The 628-nt window shown below is 66.6% G+C and carries 1 protein-coding gene; it reads right to left on the minus strand.

What is annotated here, in order from left to right; genetic code table 11:
- A partial coding sequence (gene vgrG / locus HMPREF2914_RS13855) for a type VI secretion system tip protein VgrG (RefSeq protein ID WP_139148213.1) occupies positions 1-628 on the minus strand: 628 nt, incomplete at both ends.

Genomic DNA, 628 nt, shown 5'->3' on the forward strand with positions numbered 1-628 from the left:
ACGATCACTTCCTGGCCGATCCGCGGGATCTGCACCGAGCCCCAGTTCTTCCCGGCCCAGGCCTGGGAGACGCGCATCCAGCAGGAGCTGTTCTCGTTGGACTGGTCGTGGCGGTCCCAGTGGAAATGCACCTTGACCCGGCCGTACTGGTCGGTCCAGATCTCCTCGCCCTTGGGCCCGACCACCACCGCGGTCTGCGGGCCACGCACCACCGGCACGGGGGTCGACGGCAAGGGGCGGAAGGCCTGGCCGGCATCGATACAGTCCAGCTCGCTCTCGAACTGCGAGCCGCCCCCGCCATTACCGGTCTCGTAGAGTTCCTGGACTACCCGGTACTCGGCGCCAACCACCAGGTATTCGCGGTTCTGGTCCAGGCGCGGGTAGTTGCTCAGGTGGAACAGATGGCCCGCCCCGATACCCCTGGCGCATCCCCGCAGGCGAACTCGCTCGTACTGGGTCTGGATCGCCTCGATGCGGGTCCGTGCATAGTGTTCGCCGTCCTGACTCTGCACATACTCGCCAGGGTAGTCGTAGAGCGGGTAGTCGGCCGCGGCATGGGCGCGCCCGACATTGGAGCGCACTTCCAGGCGGGTACCGGGACGCTGGAAGTCGTAGTCGTTGAGGCTCA

Source organism: Pseudomonas sp. HMSC067G02 (assembly GCF_001813485.1).
In the GTDB taxonomy this organism is placed as follows: Bacteria; Pseudomonadota; Gammaproteobacteria; order Pseudomonadales; family Pseudomonadaceae; genus Pseudomonas; species Pseudomonas aeruginosa.